This is a genomic window from Bacteroides sp. GM023, assembly GCF_014750685.1.
Lineage (GTDB): Bacteria > Bacteroidota > Bacteroidia > Bacteroidales > Bacteroidaceae > Bacteroides.
On sequence record NZ_JAAXGE010000002.1, the window covers coordinates 698,163 to 717,770 of the forward strand.

17 protein-coding genes are annotated in these 19,608 nt (G+C 45.5%); 3 read left to right on the forward strand and 14 right to left on the reverse strand.

Annotated features, from left to right (window positions below):
* The first annotated feature begins 7 nt into the window (after nt 1-7).
* The 3 genes from HC965_RS05210 to HC965_RS05220 are packed head-to-tail and all read left to right on the forward strand — an operon-like array spanning nt 8 to nt 3,589.
* Nucleotides 8-889, forward strand: a complete 882-nt coding sequence (locus HC965_RS05210; protein ID WP_191030455.1) for a putative zinc-binding metallopeptidase — start codon at nt 8-10, stop codon at nt 887-889.
* Nucleotides 890-898: 9 nt separating this feature from the next.
* Nucleotides 899-2,170, forward strand: a complete 1,272-nt coding sequence (locus HC965_RS05215) for a DUF4302 domain-containing protein (RefSeq protein ID WP_191030456.1) — start codon at nt 899-901, stop codon at nt 2,168-2,170.
* Between the two features lie 21 nt (nt 2,171-2,191).
* Nucleotides 2,192-3,589, forward strand: a complete 1,398-nt coding sequence (locus HC965_RS05220; RefSeq protein WP_191030457.1) for a BACON domain-containing protein — start codon at nt 2,192-2,194, stop codon at nt 3,587-3,589.
* Nucleotides 3,590-3,803: 214 nt separating this feature from the next.
* On the opposite strand, the gene HC965_RS05225 is transcribed toward HC965_RS05220, so the two are convergent.
* The 14 genes from HC965_RS05225 to HC965_RS05290 form a co-directional block, all read right to left on the reverse strand.
* The gene (locus tag HC965_RS05225) at nt 3,804-4,277 is read right to left on the reverse strand and encodes a lipocalin family protein (RefSeq protein ID WP_191030458.1); all 474 of its coding nucleotides are present in this window, start codon (nt 4,275-4,277) and stop codon (nt 3,804-3,806) included.
* Between the two features lie 22 nt (nt 4,278-4,299).
* Nucleotides 4,300-5,022 carry a hypothetical protein gene (locus HC965_RS05230; protein ID WP_191030735.1) on the reverse strand — a complete coding sequence of 241 codons (723 nt, stop codon included), beginning with the start codon at nt 5,020-5,022 and terminating at the stop codon, nt 4,300-4,302.
* 111 nt (nt 5,023-5,133) lie between these two features.
* Nucleotides 5,134-5,772 (reverse strand): porin family protein, encoded by a 639-nt coding sequence (locus HC965_RS05235; protein ID WP_191030459.1) that lies wholly within the window; start codon nt 5,770-5,772, stop codon nt 5,134-5,136.
* A 53-nt stretch (nt 5,773-5,825) separates the two neighbouring features.
* The gene (locus HC965_RS05240; protein WP_191030460.1) at nt 5,826-6,308 is read right to left on the reverse strand and encodes a hypothetical protein; all 483 of its coding nucleotides are present in this window, start codon (nt 6,306-6,308) and stop codon (nt 5,826-5,828) included.
* Nucleotides 6,309-6,407: 99 nt separating this feature from the next.
* Nucleotides 6,408-6,641: a hypothetical protein gene (locus HC965_RS05245; RefSeq protein WP_191030461.1), complete on the reverse strand. Its 234-nt coding sequence runs from the start codon at nt 6,639-6,641 to the stop codon at nt 6,408-6,410.
* 632 nt (nt 6,642-7,273) lie between these two features.
* Nucleotides 7,274-7,888 carry a polysaccharide deacetylase family protein gene (locus tag HC965_RS05250; RefSeq protein ID WP_191030462.1) on the reverse strand — a complete coding sequence of 205 codons (615 nt, stop codon included), beginning with the start codon at nt 7,886-7,888 and terminating at the stop codon, nt 7,274-7,276.
* A gap of 111 nt (nt 7,889-7,999) precedes the next feature.
* Nucleotides 8,000-11,413: a protein O-mannosyl-transferase family gene (locus HC965_RS05255; RefSeq protein ID WP_191030463.1), complete on the reverse strand. Its 3,414-nt coding sequence runs from the start codon at nt 11,411-11,413 to the stop codon at nt 8,000-8,002.
* A gap of 261 nt (nt 11,414-11,674) precedes the next feature.
* Nucleotides 11,675-12,445 (reverse strand): metal ABC transporter ATP-binding protein, encoded by a 771-nt coding sequence (locus HC965_RS05260; RefSeq protein ID WP_191030464.1) that lies wholly within the window; start codon nt 12,443-12,445, stop codon nt 11,675-11,677.
* A gap of 65 nt (nt 12,446-12,510) precedes the next feature.
* Nucleotides 12,511-13,440 carry a metal ABC transporter solute-binding protein, Zn/Mn family gene (locus tag HC965_RS05265; protein ID WP_191030465.1) on the reverse strand — a complete coding sequence of 310 codons (930 nt, stop codon included), beginning with the start codon at nt 13,438-13,440 and terminating at the stop codon, nt 12,511-12,513.
* 43 nt (nt 13,441-13,483) lie between these two features.
* Nucleotides 13,484-14,239: a tRNA (5-methylaminomethyl-2-thiouridine)(34)-methyltransferase MnmD gene (gene mnmD / locus HC965_RS05270; protein WP_191030466.1), complete on the reverse strand. Its 756-nt coding sequence runs from the start codon at nt 14,237-14,239 to the stop codon at nt 13,484-13,486.
* A 123-nt stretch (nt 14,240-14,362) separates the two neighbouring features.
* Nucleotides 14,363-14,842 (reverse strand): YqaA family protein, encoded by a 480-nt coding sequence (locus tag HC965_RS05275; protein ID WP_167960946.1) that lies wholly within the window; start codon nt 14,840-14,842, stop codon nt 14,363-14,365.
* A complete protein-coding gene (locus HC965_RS05280) occupies nt 14,827-15,837 on the reverse strand; it encodes a hypothetical protein (RefSeq protein WP_191030467.1) in 1,011 nt (336 codons plus the stop codon). Before HC965_RS05280 ends, HC965_RS05275 begins: the two co-directional genes overlap by 16 nt.
* A 236-nt stretch (nt 15,838-16,073) precedes the next feature.
* On the reverse strand, nt 16,074-17,348 hold the full coding sequence (gene purD, locus HC965_RS05285) for a phosphoribosylamine--glycine ligase (protein ID WP_191030468.1): 1,275 nt from the start codon (nt 17,346-17,348) through the stop codon (nt 16,074-16,076).
* 63 nt (nt 17,349-17,411) lie between these two features.
* A complete protein-coding gene (locus HC965_RS05290; protein WP_191030469.1) occupies nt 17,412-19,607 on the reverse strand; it encodes a DPP IV N-terminal domain-containing protein in 2,196 nt (731 codons plus the stop codon).
* Between the last annotated feature and the right edge of the window lies 1 nt (nt 19,608).

Consider the following 19,608-nt stretch of genomic DNA (forward strand, 5'->3'; position numbering starts at 1 on the left):
TGAAGTTATGAAGAAATATTTGATTTATGTATTCCTGATGGTTGTTGCCGGATGCTTTGTTTCGTGCAACAATGACGAAGATATTGATACTAAGAACAGTATCTTTGATATTACGCAAGAAGAACCCAATGGTTTTGATAAATGGCTTCTTACCAACTATGTTAATCCGTACAATGTACAGGTAAAGTATCGTTTGGATGATACAGAGACGGATGTGAAATATGACTTGGTACCGGCCGATTATGATAATGCGGTGGCATTGATGAAAGTAGTGAAACATGTGTGGATGGAAGCTTATGATGAACTATGGGGAGTTGATAACACCAGAACTTATGTTCCAAGATTAATTCAGTTGATCGGTAATGTGGCTTATACGGAATCAGGCATGATATTGGGACAGGCGGAAGGTGGCTTGAAGGTGCTTCTTTTCCGTGTGAATGAATTGGATTTCAATAATATTGATGTTGACCAATTGAATGAATACTATTTCAAGACTATGCATCATGAATTCACCCATATATTGAACCAAACGAAAGCTTATGATCCAGCCTTTGACCGTATTAGTGAATCCGATTATGTAGGATCTACCTGGAACCATGTAAGTATAGTCGACGCATTGAAAAAGGGATGTATCTCAAATTATGCAATGGATCGTGCAACCGAGGATTTTGCAGAGATGGTTTCCATTTATGTGACAAATACCCCTGAAGATTGGGAATACAGGTTGAGCCTGGCAGGAGAGACGGGGCGCCCGATTTTGGATAAGAAGTTTGAAATTGTATATAACTATATGCGCGATTCCTGGGGAGTGGATTTGGACGAGCTCCGTAGGATAGTTCAACGTCGTCAGGGTGAAATATCAGAACTGGATTTAAGTACAATTAAATGATAAACGTGTATGAAGGATATAAAATTATATGGCTTACTAGCCTGTTTGTGTCTGCTGATGCAATCTTGCTTGTTTAGCGAAGACGATATGTTTGATAACTCCTCGGCTCAGCGGGCGATGGCTTCTGTAGAAGAATGTCAAGCGATGTTGCAGAGTGCACCCAATGGTTGGCTTCTGGAGTATTATCCCGGTCAGAAAGGCGAGTCTGGAGGATATAGCTTGATTGCTAAATTTGATGGTGAGAAAGTAGAGATGGTTTCAGAAATGGCTACTGGCAACTATAATATTGGAGAGGTATGCACGTCCTTATATAAAGTGAATTCTTTTCAAGGAACAGAATTAAGTTTTGACTCTTACAATGAACTGATTCATATGTTCTGCGAACCCAATAGTTATACGGATCCGGGGTATCAGGGTGACTATGAATTTATATTCAGAAGTGTATCGAAAGAAGAGATTTTACTGACAGGGAAGAAGCATGGAGTTACATTGACAATGACCCCCATGCCGGAAAATGTTACCTGGCAAACCTATCTGAATAGTATTGCCCAAGTAAAGAATGCAGCGCCTTATTTGACCTATAAATTAAAGATCGGTGGCACTGAAGTTGTAACAATGCTCCGTTCCGAACATGCCTTGACTACAACAAAGGTGGATGACAGGGGACAAGCAACTACTACTTACTATCCTTTTATCTATACTGCAGAAGGTATCAGAATGCTGGAACCACTGGAAATGAATGGAGTAGCAATGTCTGAATTCCGTTGGAATAACGATAATCGTTCTTTCATCTGTACTGACGAGGGAGTGGATGCAGTTGTTGAGTTCTATTCACCGGCCGATTATCCGAAATATATTGGTAATTATGTTATGACATATGGGTCAACTCGTATTAACGCAACTATTTCTCAGAAGGTTGAAGGGGCCAGCTACACTCTTAGCGGGCTACCGGCCTTTAACTTGGAGCTGACATATAATTACAATACAAACTGTTTTGACGTGCTTTTCCAGTATTTGGGAATATACGGTGGTTACTATATTTATCTCTGTCCTTGGGATGCAACCGCGGGTTATTTGACATGGGCGGTAGGCTCAGGGCTGAATGGCTTTATAGTTTCTGAAGACGGGCAACCTTTGACCATAAGATTCAAGGATAATGGAGTATATGGTTCAGCCGATTCACTCTTATTCTGGAGATTTACGGGAGCGCCGGGTAGTTCAACATCAAGTGGAGGAATACTCCAGATACCGACTCCGGTGTTGCAGAAAATAGATAATTAATTAGATTAAAAGCAAGACGTTATGAAGAAATTAGTGAATATACTTATGCTATTGCTCTGTGTCTGCATTGTCTCCTGTGACGATGACTCGGACAATGCTGCATCGGGAGTTGCAATCACGGGGAGAGATGTAGATGTTACGGCTGCCGGAGGAACGTTGACTGTTACTTTATCCGAGGAAGGAGACAAGGTGTTATCGGATCAGGGCTGGTGTGTTGCCAGTATTTCAGGCAAGACGGTGACGCTGAATGTTGAAGTCAATAAAGGATTGGAAGGACGTACGGCACTGATTACTGTAATTAAAGGAACAGAAAGCGTTGCTTTTCCCATTACTCAACCCGGTAACAGAATACCTATTGCTGAAACGGATATAGTTACGTTTGATGCTCACGGAGGAACTCAGGAAATCTCAGTGGAGAGTGCATTGGCGCTTGAGGCATTTGTTCCTGCTAATGTATCCTGGCTTTCTGCCAGGGTAGATAAAGATAAACTGATCTTTACTGCACAGCAGAATTACACATTAGATAATTTGTCTACAAATGTGAAACTGAAAAGCGGAGATTTGGAAACGGAAATAACAGTGACGCAATCGGGGATTGTATTGATCCCTGAAAAGACGGATATAGTTATGTATAATGCTGGAGATGAGCTCACTATTAAGATAGAAAGTACACTAGCTTTTACAGCCGTATCCGATAAGACATGGTTAACGGTAACAAAAGATGAGACTTCTATTACTTTGAAGGCCGGGGATAATAGTGGAGAACCTGCCCGAACGGCAGTCGTTACTCTTACTTCCGAGACTTTGACTACTACTATTGATGTGACCCAAAGACCGCCTATTTATTCTGATTATATAGGAAACTGGGCATTGACAGGATATGATAATGGAACGGCGTTTACTTATAATCTGTCTATTGCCCAAGCTACTGCCGGGACTACTTATAAGGTAACGAGTTGGGGTAAATCGGTTGTTGCCGTTAACCCGGAATTTGCGATACGAGCTAATTTTGATGCGAATAGTGGACTTATTTATATTACTTCTCAGGAAAATATTGGTGTTTTTACAGATGCTGATGGTTCTGAATATAATATAATGTTCTATGGGCGTATTGAAATGGGCGGTAAAGTCTATTATGTCGGTGGTAGTGGTTATATTTGTTATATTGGTCAATTACAGGCTGATGGAAGTGTGCAATGGATGAATGGGCAAGTTGATATTGGTCAGGGACCTATGCCGGTAGTAGGCGCCAATTATTTTGGAGAGGCTCCGGATGGTATGTACACTTTTAAAGGAGATGATCCTTTTATGAGAATGCCTGTTATGACTAAGTCAACCGCAAGAGCTATGAGGAGTATGATGAGAACAGGAAATAGCACTGCTACTCGAATTGAAACGAGTAAACTGGTTAGTAAATAACATGTTTTGAATATGTGTAAGCGAGCGAGCTTAAAAACAAGCTGAATCATAAATTCCTCAAAGGAGATTTAGCTTACATTAATTAAGTGGAATAGCTGTTTTGTGATAAAACAGCTATTCTTTTTGTATGCTCGGCATGCACTATAGGATGCTTGGTTAAGGGTGTCGAAATGTGAATAGAACACCCCTCTTTTATGATTATAGTACCCTTAGATTATCTGGTAAAGGCAAACTGTTCGTAATATTCGTATGTGCTCCCGTCTTCTTTTCCTTTTTCGCGGAGTTCATAAACTAATTCATTATCTGTCATCTTGGTTACTGTCCATACTTCTGTGTAATTATCATCGTCAGTATCGACTATTGTCAACTTATTGCCTGAATAACTCCAAGTGCCGTGGTAGTAATTCGCACTTCCAGTAGTGGTGTTATAAACATCCTTTTCTACATAAGTACCGTCTTCCTTGAATTCGATGGAATAACGGTTGGTTCCGTTTACAAAGTCTTCCTTATTGTTATTTACCATTTCACCATCTTCCCATGTCTGATCGATATAATGTATACCGTTCCATGTTCCTAGTAATAAATCTCTTGAGCCTACGGAATCTTCGTCATCGTCTCCGCAGGAATAGATGTTGAATGATAGTAATACTGCGACTACACAGGTAGTCAGTTTACATAATGTTTTCATAACTGTTTGGTTTTAATTTGATCTATTTGATAATCGTCTCCACGCGTCCGTTCTTGAAGAAAAGGTAGAAAGAACTGGAATACATCCATTGTATTTCGCCATTTGATTCGAGAATCGTCTGCGGTTTGCCGAAAGCTAGCCGACATTCATCTGGGGTCATACCTTGCACGGGCTTGCTGATACTGATTTCGTTCCAGTGGGTGATAGGGGAAAGTTGGTTACTTGCAACGAAGTCGAACATCTTATTGAGTATGAGTGATTCGGCTTGTACGAAGTCGTCCATTATTTCCTTATGCGCTGGCTTTTTTTCCGGTGATAGCTTCTCCATCGGAGTGACCTTTTTCATTACGAATACTGATGATTCAATCAGGATATCGGAGATGTAGTAGATCAGTTTGCCGCTTGCTACACGAAAAGTGGCTTTGCAGTAGTACGTATTGTTTTGTTTTGAATCTGCCGGAGAGTTGAGTATCAGGTCGCATTTGAAGTTTTTGGCAGGTACGTTTACTTCAGTTATTCCTTCGCGAAGTTTGGGACAAACATTTTCTACAGTCCATAATAGAGTGTTGGCGAAAATTCCCTCGTCGCTCAGTTGGCTGAAAGGAGTAAAGCCGGTGACTACGTATTTGTTGCCATCTGTGCTGACAGGATAGGTCTTCCCCTGTTCGGTAAATGTTTGGGCAGTCGCCTGGAGAGTTATTCCTGCGAGGAGAAAGGAAAGTATCCATAATCGTTGTTTGAACATGCTACTTTTCATTGTTTTGTTAGACAAAACAGCATTCACGTCCCTTCTGTAGAGAGAAAAGAGCGTGAACGCTGTAAAAATGATATAATCAAGGTTCTATGTTAACTCCGGTTAGAAGGCTACACCCAGGCGGATCAGTACATTGCTGGTGTTACATTCCCAGGTCTTGATAAATCCGCGCTGATAAGTGAAATCGAGGTTGAAACGGCTGTACCAAAGACCTACACCGATATTCATACCGGCATCGAAGCGCTTCCAATCTTCCCAGTCACCGATGTTGGCACTACCTACTTCTTCACCATCTTCCTCTTCCTTATATTTTCCTACATAGTCGAAGCTGACGTAAGCACCCAGGTGCGCGTCGATAGCCACGGCATCTGTGATATTGTACTTGTATCCGAATGTGAACGGAGATACTTGTACATTGTGTGCCATTTGGCTGACTTTGTAGCCATCCTCAAAGGTTCCCCAACCACGGGAACCCAGCCCGAATTCCATTCCCCAATAAGTGCCTACTGTACTGATTGGCTTCTGAAAACCGTAGACGAAGTTGTAACCGAGTTTACTGCCAGTGTCTTCTGCGCCATCTCCGGTGAACTTCATCACATTCAGTCCGCCACGCAGGAACCATTGAGTTTCCGATGGTTGTTTTTGGGCAGATTTGATACTAACACTTCTGGACGATACGATTTGAGCTTGCATTCCTGCACACAATAAGCATGCGGCTGCCAATGATAATAGTTTTTTCATGTTGAAATTCTATTTGATTATTACTGTGATTTTACTATGATTTTCTTTTTCGTTTATTTGATGACGGCGGCAATCTTGTCTTTGTCTGCTGTTGTGAGTGTCTTTTCCATACGTATCCATTCGTAGTCGGATGCTTCCGCCGTTTTCCAGTTGATGAAGGTTGCAGGATAGCCAATCACCGTTACTTTATATCCGTTACCATCTTCATTTGTCTTGACATTGAATGTGGCGGCTACTATCACGTCAGCATTATGCTTTTGAGAAGACATATAGATGGCGTAACTACGGATATTTATCAAGTCTCCGTTCATTTCTTGCTCGGCTTGCTCTCTTGTGAGCGTCCATTCATCCTTGACACGTCCTTTGGACTTGTCTATCAGCAGCTCTACTGTGAGTGGCTTTACATAAGCGTTGGAAGTGACATCCAGCAAGCGAGCTTGTGTCTCTTGCATTCTCACGGTCGTTTTCTGTGCATATGCTCCGATTGCACCGATAAAGGCAAGTGAAATAACTAAGATTAATTTTTTCATTTTCATGTCCCTTTGTGATTATATGTTAATATGTTCGCAAAGGTATGCGAAAGGAATGCATGAACGGGGGAAAGCATAGTTCCAAGAACGATACGGAATTGTATCCTATTTGGATACACTGGCAGTATTGTTGTCGGTACTGATACTGTCGGATAAGTCGCGGAAGAAGTCGTGCCCGAGGATATAGGAGATACGCCAAAGCAGATGAATGTCGATATTCTCTTTCTTGAATATCTTATAGACGTTGGGGCGTGTACAGCATAACTGGGTAGCGAACCAGGTCACTGTGCGTCCTTGTTCGTGAAGCGTGCGTTCAATAAGTTGTCCCGCATGAATCATGCCTATTCTGCTTATGTGTGTCTCCTGATTCCCATTGGATGGCAAATAATAATAAAGATGGCAGGAATATATGGAAAAGGCGTGGGAATCTCTCACCTTCGCTCGTTCCGAATTCAAGGCCTTCGCAATGCCCTACCCCGAGAACGAGCAACGCAGAAAGCCCACGCCGATATGTACAACATCCGTAACCCCCCTTTGTTTGGTCGAAGCGGGGCACGGATGCATATAAATACACATCAGGAGGACGTCTTAGTTGCTGTTCGTCATTTCGGGGTCAAAGTGTGCGAAGTTTTGAATACGAATGACAAACGCTAGTAAACGTCTTCTCTATATAAACGACTCTCCCCACACCACCCGGAGGCTTTCTGCGGAAGAGTCCGGTGCAAATTTATAAAAAATAAGTTTGGAGAGAACAATAATGGTTCATATTCTTTGAAAGATATACCGTTTTGGCTGTTTTTTGCCTTTTATCGGGCGAATCTGCGTTGCAATGCCCGGATGATAGCTTAAACGGTTATCTTTCGGATTTGAGCTGGAAAGTGGCTCCTTATAAAGAAAAGCCGGGGCGTAAGGCTTCGGCTTTTATATTTTTTCGAATTCTCTTGCGAGAAACGGTTCTTTATTCTTGCGAGTTAGAATACTTTAAATTCGTATCCTTCTGCTTTCAGGAATTCGATGGAGCGGGGAAGTGCATATTGCAGGTTTCCGTTGTTCCAGGATTTCAGAGAGTCGTGGAAGGTGATGATGGAACCATTGCGGGCATATCGCTTTACGTTGTTCAGTACTTGTTCCGGGCGCATCCGTTTACTGTAATCGCGGGTTACAAGATCCCACATAATGATGCGGTAATGATAGCGTAGCGTATAATACTGCCGGAATCCCATGTGTCCGTGTGGCGGACGGAAAAGGTCTGAATGGATAATTTCATCCACTTTCCGGGCGTTTGCCAGGTAATCCGGGTTGGAATATTCGAACCCGCGGATGTGGTTGAAAGTGTGGTTACCGATGCGGTGTCCGTGTTCCACTACCATCCGGTATTCATCCGGGTGCTTTTGTATATTGTCGCCTACCATGAAAAAGGTAGCTTTAATGGAATGCTTTTCCAGTACATCCAGTACCCAGGGAGTAACTTCGGGAATAGGACCGTCGTCAAAAGTCAGGTAGACTGCCCGCTCGTTCGGGTCCATACGGAAGATAGCTTGTGGATACAACGCCCGTAAAAGCCAGGGTGGTTGTTCTATAAACATTGCGATTGTGATTTTTTTGAGTATCAGGTATCAGGCATTAAGTATTATTCCGTGCGGAAGAGCTGGTTAACAGCTGCGATTCATACTTAATACCTGATACTTCATACTTACTTATTTCCCTTTCATTCTCGTAACATACTCGTTGTATAGTTGGTCGAGTTGTTCGGAGTAGTGTTTTGCGAGTTCTGCTGATTTGTATTTCTCCATTAAGCGGATTTCGGCGTCAAGCAAGCTGGCGTTATATACGAAATTCTCGCTGGCGATGGCAAGCTGATTATCAGTCAGGCTGAGATACCAAATCATGTATTCGAGCGACTTGTTGGCAAGTTCGTCGATAATCTTGTTGGCCTTCTCGGTTTGTTCCAGTTGATAATAAGATTCTGCCATTTGGAAAGCGCCGTTTGCCCAGTCATACGGTACGTTGAAGGCCGGAATCATCTTTTCGGCATAGTCAAGGGCGGCAAGAGCCTTGTCTTTCTTGCCTTCTTTGATGAGTTGTCCTACAAGCTGCGTGAAGATACGGCGATGTGTGTAGCACATGCGCATCACGTTCTCGTCAATGTAGATACCCGGTTTGTCGATGCCGCCGAACTTGAACTTGTTCATCAGGTTGTCGTACATCTTCTCGCTGTCTATCTTGCTGTCGAGTTTGTCCGTATCGAACGGAGTGAAGCGGTAGGCGAGACCTTCTTGTGTGAAGTGGTTGCCCATGCCAAGGTGATTCTCGCTGCCTACGGTGATTGCCATGTAGATAGGACGTTCCCAGTTAGCGTTGGCAAGCATTTCGAGCATCATCAATTCGCTCTTGTAGAGGGCACGTTTCGGGTTGCCGTTGGCGTCTCTCAAGGTGATAGTCATATATTCGGGGATAGAGTCGCCCAAAGCTTCCGGTATCTTCATGCCGGAGCGGCGTACTGCTTCCTTGTCTATCTTCATTACGATGCTGTCCGTAGGGATAAGCGGTAATTGTATGTCCTTGCCGGACTTTTTAAGAAGCTCCTTCAGTTGGTCGTTCTTGCCGAGCATCCAGCGGTTGATGATTTCCTTCAGTTCATAAGGATTCTCACCGAAGATGGAGTGAACGAGCGACAATATAGTGGTGTCTCCCTGTGCAGCCAGTTCATTTGCTTGCTTGAAGTAGCTGTCAATCAGGTTTTTCATTTCAGGGCGGATAGAGATATACTCATTCTGTCCTTCCACATATTGCACACGATCCCAAGTGATAGGAAGAGACGGAGAGTCGTAAGCCGGACGCTTCATCTGGTCGATGTACCAGTCGGTCTGCAGATAGCTAAGGTTACAGGTGCGTGCATCTGTACGGAAGCCTTCTGTTTCCTGATTGTACCACAATGGGAAAGTATCGTTGTCACCGTTGGTGTAGATTATCGGGTTACCTTTTTCCTGCAAAGTCATCAGGTAGTTCTGACCGAAGTCGCGTGCTACGAAACGTCCGCTACGGTCGTGGTCGTCCCAGGTTTGTCCAGCCATTTGGATGGGGACAAGCAGACAGAGAACAGAAGCCAGGACTGCTGCCGGAAGTTCCTGCATCTTGCAGTAATCACGCAGCATGCGGATGATACCTGCCACTCCCATACCTATCCAGATGGCGAAGGCATAGAACGAACCGGCATAGGCGTAGTCTCGCTCACGGGGCTGTGCAGGCGTTTGGTTGAGGTAGAGCACGATAGCGATACCTGTCATAAAGAACAGGAAGAATACTACCCAGAATTGCTGGATACCCCGCTGGCTGTGATAAGCCTGCCAAAAGAGTCCTATCAAGCCGAGAATCAGCGGCAGGCAGTAGAATACATTATGCCCCTTGTTACTTTTGAGATCCTGTGGAAGCAATTCCTGATTGCCTACGAGCAGGTTATCGATAAACGGAATACCGGTAATCCAGTTGCCATGTTCTATTTCTCCGGTGCTCTGTATGTCATTCTGCCGTCCGGCAAAGTTCCACATGAAGTATCGCCAGTACATGAAATTCAACTGGTAGGAGAAGAAGAACTTGATATTCTCCCATTGGGTAGGCATATTTACCATTACCATTTCTCCACATTGGTCGTAGGGCACGTCATAGCCTTTTATGTCTACCCATTGCTTGTAGAGCGGGGCGTGTGACGAGCTGTACATACGCGGGAAAAGCATATTCTGTGCGTATTCGTATTCGACACGTCCCGGGAGTTCGATATAAGAGTCTTTTTCGTCCGGTGAAGTCTTTTCCTTGCGGACATATTTGCTTCCCGTTTCTGTTTGGCGAGGAACGCAATATCCGTCTTTTACGTCAAGTGCCACTTTCGAAGAGAAAGCAGGGCCATAGAATAACGGACGTGTTCCATATTGTTCGCGGCCAAGGTATTCGCCCAGCGTGAAGATGTCTTCCGGTGAGTTCTGGTCCATCGGAGTGTTGGCGGTAGAGCGGATAACGATTAGCGCGTAAGAAGAATATCCGATTACAATCATCATGGTGCACAGCAATGCTGTATTCATAGTGCGGGCGGAAATACGCCATTTTTCTTTGATTTGCGCCTGTACCTGCGGAGCAAGATAGATGCCCAGTACGGCGATAACCAAAATACCGATAATGATACTGCTTGCTCCATGTCCGTAGAATGGGATACCGAGCAGGGCAATCGTCAGGATAAAGGAGATTGCCATACGCATCTTGCTCTTTTCGGTATAACTTTCGTATACACCCCAAATAAGAGAAGCTGCAAGCAGGATGATATAAACTACTACACCCGAATTGAACGACATGCCGAGTCCGTTGACGAACAACAGTTCGAACCAGCCGCCTACTTTCACAATACCCGGCACGATGCCGTAAAGCACGGCTGCAACGAGTACCATTGAACCGAAGAGTGCTATTAAAGAGCCTTTTGCAGTGGCATTCGGTGTTTTCTTGTAGTAATATACCAGTACGATGGCAGGCAGACAAAGCAGGTTCAGCAAGTGCACGCCGATACTTAATCCTGTCAGATAAGCAATCAGGATAATCCAACGGTCACTGTGCGGCTGATTGGCTACGTCTTCCCACTTCAGAATCAGCCAGAAAACGACTGCGGTAAACAGGGAGGAGAAAGCATATACTTCGCCTTCTACAGCCGAGAACCAGAATGTGTCACTAAACGTATAGACCAGTGCGCCGACCAGTCCGCTGCCCATGATGGTGACAAGCTGTCCTTTAGTGATATTGTTTTCGTCAGTGATAATCAGTTTGCGAACCAGGTGGGTGATGCTCCAAAAGAGGAACAGGATACAGGCGCCACTCATCAGGGCACTCATATAATTCACCATTTTCGCAACGGTGGTTACGTCGGAAGCAAATTGGGTAAACAGATTCGCCATCAGCATAAAGAAAGGTGCGCCGGGCGGGTGACCGACTTCCAGTTTGTAGCCGGTGGTTATAAACTCAGGGCAATCCCAGAAACTTGCGGTCGGCTCTATCGTGAGACAATAGACTGTCGCCGCAATGATGAATGTAAGCCAACCCATAAGGTTGTTTACGGTTCTGTACTGTTTCATTAGCACTATGGTAGTTTATTCGTTAAAAACGCGTTATGCGGTCGCAAAGATAGTGATTTAACTATATAATGCAGAAGAAAGTAAGATTTATTAAGTATAACGGGTGTATAGTTTCTTCCTCACCGACCAACGAGTTGTTCCTCGGTGAGAAACAATGTGTTCCTCGGTGCCGAACAGGTTGTTCCTCGGTGGGGAACAACTTTGTCTCTACAAACTGGGACTCGCCAAAGTGAGGAGTTGGATTTTATGATATGGCGTAGTTCAATGGTGATGATGATGTTCGCCCAAAATGCGGTGCGGCAACGTACCGTGTCCTAACAGCTCGATAGGGCAGTTGAAATTCTTCTCCAGCCATTCGGTGGTGACAACCGTATCGGGGTGATAATCCAGTGTTTCATTGACACAAGCGATGGACTTTACTTGCTGGAGCACTGTGCCGATGTCATGGCTGACGAGGATAATAGCGCAATCTTTGTTGATTTCTGCCAGCAGTTCGTAGAGACGGGCTTCGAAACGCTTGTCGATATAAGTGCTTGGCTCGTCGAGAATCAGGACTGCGGGGTCGGAGATGATGGCGCGTCCCAATAGGGCACGTTGTAATTGTCCACCGCTGAGTTGCCCGATAGAGCGGTGTTCAAGGCCTTCAAGTCCCATGCGGGAGATGATTTCTTTCCCTTTTTCTCTCTGTTCGGGTATAAACCGGGAGATAAGGGACTTTTGTATGCTCAATCCTGACAGGATAACTTCTTCCACCGAAATCGGGAATTTACGGTCGATAGTGCTGTATTGCGGCAGATAGCCAAGTGAAAGCTGGGTGTTGGAAGCCTTTTCTGCAGGGGTGTGAAAGATGATTTCTCCCCCTGTGAGCGGTAGCAGGCCGAGGATGCACTTGATAAGTGTCGTCTTTCCGCCACCGTTGGGACCGATAATACCTAGAAAATCCCGTTCGTAGACGTTCAGGTTGACGTCGTGGAGAACAGTGTGGCCGTCATATCCGGCAGAAAGATTCTTTATTTCGATTATTGGTTTCATTGTTGGAAATGGCTGGGTTTATTCTTTATACTTCTAGTTTACGGCTGTTTGCACCTACTTTACGCTTACTTTGCGGCTGCTTGCGGGGCAAGGGCTTTGGCTACATTCAACATTTCTTCTTCCCAGTCGTAGCTTAACGGATTGATGGGAACAACCTTCGTTCCGGTTTGCTGCGCGATGGTTTCCGCATTGCGTTTGTCAAATTCCGGTTGCACGAAGATGACACGCACATCTTCAGTTTGGCAGAGGTCTATCAGTTCTTTCAAGTGGGCGGGAGAAGGTTCTTTGCCACCTTCTTCAATAGAAATCTGATGCAATCCGTAGTCACGGGCGAAGTAGGAGAGTGCCGGATGGTAAATCATAAAGGCTTTGGCAGCTTCCGGTGCGGAAAGCTGTTGGCGAATCAGGCTGTCGGTATGCTGGATACGCTGGCAGAGGGAGTCGTAACGTGCCATGTAGTATGTATCGTTGGCTTTATCCAGTTGGCTGAGGGCTTTGTAGGTGTTTCCGGCGATGATTAATGCATTGGCGGTAGAATTCCATACATGCGGCTCTACGGCGTGGGTATGACCGTCATGGGGGCCATGTCCGTGTCCGTGGTCATGGTCGCCGTTGTTCAGGATGAGATCGATGCCTTTGGAGGTATCGAATACTTGGATATGGGGCGTGTTGTTCATTAGGCGTTCCATCCAAGTCTGTTCGAAGCCGATGTATCCGATGCGGAAATATGCTTTGCTATCTCCCAGGGAAACCAGTTGCTGGGGGACAGGGTCATATGTCTCCGGGCTGGAACCTTTGGGAACCATGCTGATTACCTTGAACTTGTCTCCTGCGATGGCTTCGGTGAAATAACGCTGCGGTTCGAGTGTGACGGTAATTACCGGCTTTTCTTCATCGCCGTTATTGCTTTTGGACGCACGTCCTGTGCAGGCTGCCAGTAGCAGGCAGGAACCAAGGAGAAGAAGCGTTCTCATATCTTTTAGTTGTTTTTTCATGGCTTTCTTTTATTTCGAGGGTTGTTTCTATCTAATCTTGTTTTTACTCTTGTTTACGGGCGCGTAAAATCTCCCGTTTACCACCCGGCGGGCCTGGAAGACGTTCTACGAGGAAACCGGCTGTCTGCAACATTCGTCGTATAATGCCTTTCGCGCAGTAGGTGGTGAGGATACCGTCTTTAGCTAATAAAACATAAAGGCGGTTGAATAGTTCTTGCGACCACATTTCCGGCTGCTTTTCCGGGGCGAAGGCGTCGAAGTAGACGAGATTAAATTGAGAGTTGAGAATTGAGAATTGAGAAATGGCTGCGCTGTCATTGGTGATGTTCTCTTTCAACTCTCCATTCTTTATTCTCAATTTATTGAAGTCTGCCTGTACTTTCCGTAAGGTGAAGTGTGGAGTAAGTCGTACTTCTTCTTCCCAGGGAGATGTGTGGAGCTGTTTGAATAGCTCGATGGCCGGTTGCTGTTCACCGTTTACCGTTAATTGTTCATCATTCGGGATGTAGTTCAGTTGTTCCACTGTCTGCCATTCTAAAGGATATAGTTCCAAGCCTGTATAGTGCACGTTGCGGCCGCTTTTCTCTGCTTCTTCGAGGGTGAGCCAGGCATTTAGTCCTGTGCCCAAACCTATCTCAAGAACGCGTGGAGAGATGGCGGCAGAAGCTTTCAACCCCATATCAATGAAAATATGTTGAGATTCTGTGCGTGCTCCTTTCGTTGAATGATAATGTTCATTCAATTCCGGTACAAATAGGGTAGCACTCCCGTCCTCGGTTTTCTCAATAATTCTTTCCATTACGCAATCTCTGTTACCTGATGATACTTGATAATATCTGATATCTAATACTTTATACTTAATGCTTGATATCTAATGCTTTATACCTAACACTTGATATTCAATACTTGATACTTAAAACCTTTATCCTGCCACTGCGTCCCAGGCGCTTTCGAGCACATACAGCAGAAGAATATAACGTACTAATTTGCCGACAAACATGGAAGCTACGGTAATCCATGTATTGCTCCGCATAAATCCCAGTGCAATGGCAATTACTTCCCCGATGGCAGGAAGGAAGGCAAAGAATGCCATCAATGCTCCTTTACCTTGCAGGAAGTTTACCATTTTATCTACTTTTTCTTTCTTTACTTTGAAATATTTCTCAATCCAGCTTATTTTGCCCAGACGTCCCATATAGTAACACGTCATTCCGCCGACTGTATTGCCTAAAGTGGCAGACAGCAGGCAGGCGACAGGGGGCAGGCCGAGTTTCACTAATGTCACCAGTACCAGTTCGGAACTGAAGGGCACGATGCTTCCTGCCAGTAAAGCCGAGATGAATAATCCCGGGAGTCCCCACTCTATGAGGAGTTGTACTATTGAATCTATAAAAGCGTCCATATATTAAATGCGAATAAGAGGATGAGGCTGACCAGTGAAACAATAAAAAACACATTGGAGCTTTTACTGTTGGTCAGTACAAAAAAGTGCCCGATGAGAATGCTGCAACTTATCATAAGTAGCGGCAACAAATCGCTGCAATAGTTCGGTTGGATGGCTATCAGCAGGAAGAGGAAGATGGTCAGGTCTATCAGGAATTGCAGATAGGCGCGTGTACGTATCTTGTCCTCGAAGCCGGCGGCAATACAATGAACGGCGCTGACAATGAACAGCACGAGCAGATAGCCGAGCACTGCCAGTTCCCAGGGCTGAAGAATCTGTAAGTTAAAGACGTCGCCGAAAGTTGTCAGTTCGATGAAAGGCCGGTAGAACAGTTCCATTTCATTGTAGAAGAAGGCGTGTCCGAATAGCATCCAGTAAGGCAGCATCCATCCGAGCAATGCACCGCAGAAACTACGTGGCGTAAGCGCCTGAAACCGATAGGCTTCAAGCAGCCAAAGCACAGAAAGCACGGTGAGTTGGGGAAAAAGGATGCTTCCCGCCCCGATAAAGAGGAAGGAATAGAACAGATAGCCTGCCGCACGCGATTGTTGATAACTCCTGAATAAGAAATAAATCGAAATAAGGAAAGCCAGGGCGGCAATGTCTCCTGCGTATAACAGATGCATCTCCGGACAGGCGGTGATTAGCAGAAAGTAAATAGCCGTCTGCATCGAAGCCCTCATGCGGATAATGCCGAATTGATTGTTCAGCTCAATCAGGAAATAGCCGATAACGGCGTAGACAAGAAAACTGACAATTCGTTCCGCCCAACTCGGGAGCAGAAAGTCACGGGTGGCTTGCCAAAACGAGGGAAGGCTTTCGCGTGTGGTGGAAGCTGTGAGGTCGGGAAATAAAAAATAGGTCGACACCCAGCAGAGGGTGCAGATAAAGATAACGGCAGGCAGGGTGAGCCGTCCTGCTGTTATCTGATTTTGTAGTTTTTTATTTCTCATGAATCTATCACTCGTTATCTGTCTACTTTGGGTTGTGTAGATGCAAATGCTTGATGTTCAGAGTACTAATAGCTTACCTGAACGGTATTGGCAACTAACTTCTCAGGTGTTAATACCTGAGTTCCCAACTGTTAATACTTCTCGGCTCAACTGTTAATACTTGACGAGCCAACTATTAATAGCCTGCAAACAGGGTGTTAATACTCTGTTTGCCAGTCCATGGAATCTGTTTTCTTTTACAAATCGAATCCGATGTCGCGACGGAAATATTTCTTGTCGAAGTCAATCATATCCGCTACTTTGTAGCTCTGTGCCAGAGCTTCTTCTTTCGTTGCACCGTAAGAGCAGACGGCGATGACACGTCCTCCGTTTGTTACTACTTGTCCGTCTTTCAGGGCTGTTCCGGCATGGAAGATGATGCTGTCCGTAGCGGCAGCCTGTTCCAGTCCGTTGATGGGGAATCCTTTTTCGTAGGCTTCGGGATAACCGCCGCTGACGAGGATAACACAACCTGCCGAGCGTGGATCCATTACCAGCGTTTTCTCGTTCAGGTTGCCTGCGGCTGTGCCTTCTAGCAGTTCAACGAAATCGCTTTGGATGCGGAGCATCACGCTTTCTGTTTCGGGGTCGCCCATGCGGACGTTATATTCGATAACCATCGGTTCGCCTTTCACTCGGATAAGTCCGAGGAAGATGAAGCCTTTGTAGGTGATGTTTTCTTCTTTCAGTCCGTTGATGGTCGGTTCGATGATGCGGGTGCGTACCTTCTCCATATATGCTTCATCGGCAAATGGAACAGGGGTTACACTACCCATACCGCCTGTGTTGAGGCCTTTGTCTCCTTCGCCGATACGTTTGTAGTCTTTAGCTACGGGAAGGACTTTGTAGTTCTCTCCGTCTGTCAGGACGAATACGGAACATTCGATGCCGCTAAGGAATTCTTCGATAACAACGGTTGCGGATGCAGAGCCGAACATTCCACCTAGCATTTCTTTCAGTTCCTTTTTTGCTTCGTCCAGTGTAGGAAGGATAAGAACGCCTTTTCCGGCACAAAGACCGTCGGCTTTCAGTACGTAGGGAGCTTCCAGTGTTTCGAGGAAGGAGAGTCCTTCTTCAAGGTTTTCGGCAGTAATGCTTTTGTAGCGGGCTGTCGGGATATTGTGGCGCATCATAAAGCCTTTGGCAAATTCCTTGCTTCCTTCCAATTGCGCTCCTTTTGCCGAAGGGCCGATAACGGCAATATGCTTCAGTTCCGGACGGTTTTGGAAATAGTCGTAGATGCCTTCTACCAGCGGGTCTTCGGGGCCTACTACTATCATTTCGATGTTTTTCTCCTTTGCGAAGGTGCTGATAGCTTCAAAATCAGTTGCTTTGATGTTGACATTCTCGCCTACGGCAGTTGTTCCGGCATTACCCGGGGCAATGTATAGTTTTTCAACTTTCGGACTTTGGGCAATTTTCCATGCCAGTGCATGTTCGCGGCCGCCCGAGCCTAGTAATAATATCTTCATCTTTGTACTGTTATAAGTTATACTGTTATTTGTCTGGATATGGATGCGGTTACTTTTTGCAGGTTACAGGTTCTGTTCAAAGTACCGGGTGATTTTCTCGTGCAGATGTACACGGTCACGGCCTGATACGTTGTGCTTGTGGCACGGGTAAATGAACAGGTCGGGATAGGTGCGGGCATCTACGCAGGCTTTCATGAACGACAGTGTATGCTGCGGCACACATGTGTCGTCGTGGTCGTCATGGATAATCAGCAAGTGGCCTTTCAGTTGTCCGGCGTGGTTCTTCAGGTTACATTCTTTGTAGCCTTCGGGATTGCTTTCGGGAGTGTCCATATAGCGTTCGCCGTACATGATTTCATAGTAACCCCAGTCGATTACAGGGCCGCCGGCAACGCCTACTTTGAATATTTCCGGGTAACGGAGTAGTAGGGCGGTGGTCATGTGGCCGCCAAAGCTCCATCCGTGTACGCCGATACGCTCGCCGTCTACGTAGGGCAGGGATTTCAGGTATTCTACACCTTTCACCTGGTCTTTGCCTTCTTCGATGCCGAGATGGCGGAAGGTGGCGTTTTCAAATTCCAGTCCGCGGTTACTGCTGCCACGGTTGTCGATGGTGAACATGATGTAGCCTTTGTTGGCCATGTAAGTATCCCATCCGCGTGCGCCGTTCTGCCATCCACCAGTGACACATTGTGCGTGAGGACCGCCGTAGACGTAGACAATGACCGGGTATTTCTTGTTCGGGTCGAAGTCTGTCGGTTTCATGAGACGGTAGTGCAGGTCGGTGGTGCCGTCGGCTGCTTTGATACTTCCGGTTTCGATGCTTGGTATTTGGTAGCCTTCGTAGGGACTTTTGGCAGTCAGCAGGTTGGCGGTTTCTTTGAAATCCTTGGTATCTACCAGGTTGATGATGCGCGGCTGGTCTTTCGTAGAATAACGGTCGATAAGATAAGTACCGGATGCGTTAAGTACGCCGCTGTGCTCACTTTCCTGGCAGTTGCTGAACGGTTGGTTCATCTTTCCGCTGCTGATATTTACTGCAAAGTGACCGCTCTTCAAGCCTTCGATGGCGGTGAAGATAATGTCTTTGCGTTTGGCATTGAAGCCGAGGATGTCTTTTACCAGCCAATTGCCTTTGGTCAGCTGTCGTACCTTGTAGAACTGTTGGTATGTTCCACCTGTTGCAGAGGAATGTACTTCGGGGTACGTCTTGGTGCGTGTATCAAAGAGATAAAGGTGGTTGTAACCATCACGTTGGCTTTGATAGATAAATTTGGTGGCATCCCATGGTAAGAATACGATTGAATTTTGCGGTTCGACGTATTTGGGATGCGTCTCTTCATAAAGAACTTCTATCAGATTGCCTGTCTCTGCATTGTATTGGCAAAGTTTGGCCTGATTTTGGTCGCGATTCACTTCTATGAGGTAGAGACTTTTCTCATCCGGCGACCAGCTGATATTTGTAAAGTAACGGTCGGTAGGGTCGCCTGTATTCAGGTAAATGCTTTTTTCGGTTGCAGGATTATAGATGCCTACTTGTACTTGATGGCTGGTCATTCCCGCCATCGGATAGCGTACATTATTCACTTTTCCCACACGTGCGGTGATATCTACAAGCGGGTATTGTGTTACCATGCTTTCATCCATGCGGTAGAAGGCTAGCAGATTGCCTTTCGGGCTCCAAAAAGTACCTTTATTAATGCCAAACTCATTGCGATGCACGGATTGTCCGCAAACGATGCCTTCGGGTTCGTTAGTCACTGCTTGCTCATTGACGTACAGGTTATTGCCTATTGTATAAGCCACATTGCCGCTAGCGGTGCAATAATCTTCATTATCAGCCTTTTCTTTTAGTTTCAGGGTGCTGACAATCTGATTGTTTTTAAAGTCATATACAATAAATTTCCCTGCTATTGTGAATAGCATTTGTGGTTTGTCCGTCCATGGGAAACGGATAGAGTACAGATGTGACAACTTCCCTGCTTCGTTCTCGGCAAGTACCTTGTTAATCTGTTCGCGGGTGATGACCATAGTCTCTTTCCCGGTTTTGGGCTGAACCGAATAGAGAGTATCGACGCCCGGTTTCATACATTCATCACCCCACCATTGCAGCCCGTACAGGTTTTCTGCATAAAGGTAGCTTTCGCCACCCGGAATTAACTCTTCCAGTGTTGGCTTTTTGGTTTCTTGTGCCATAACATTGATTACGATTGGTAGTGCCATCAACAACAGGATGGTTCTTTTTCCAATTTTACTCATT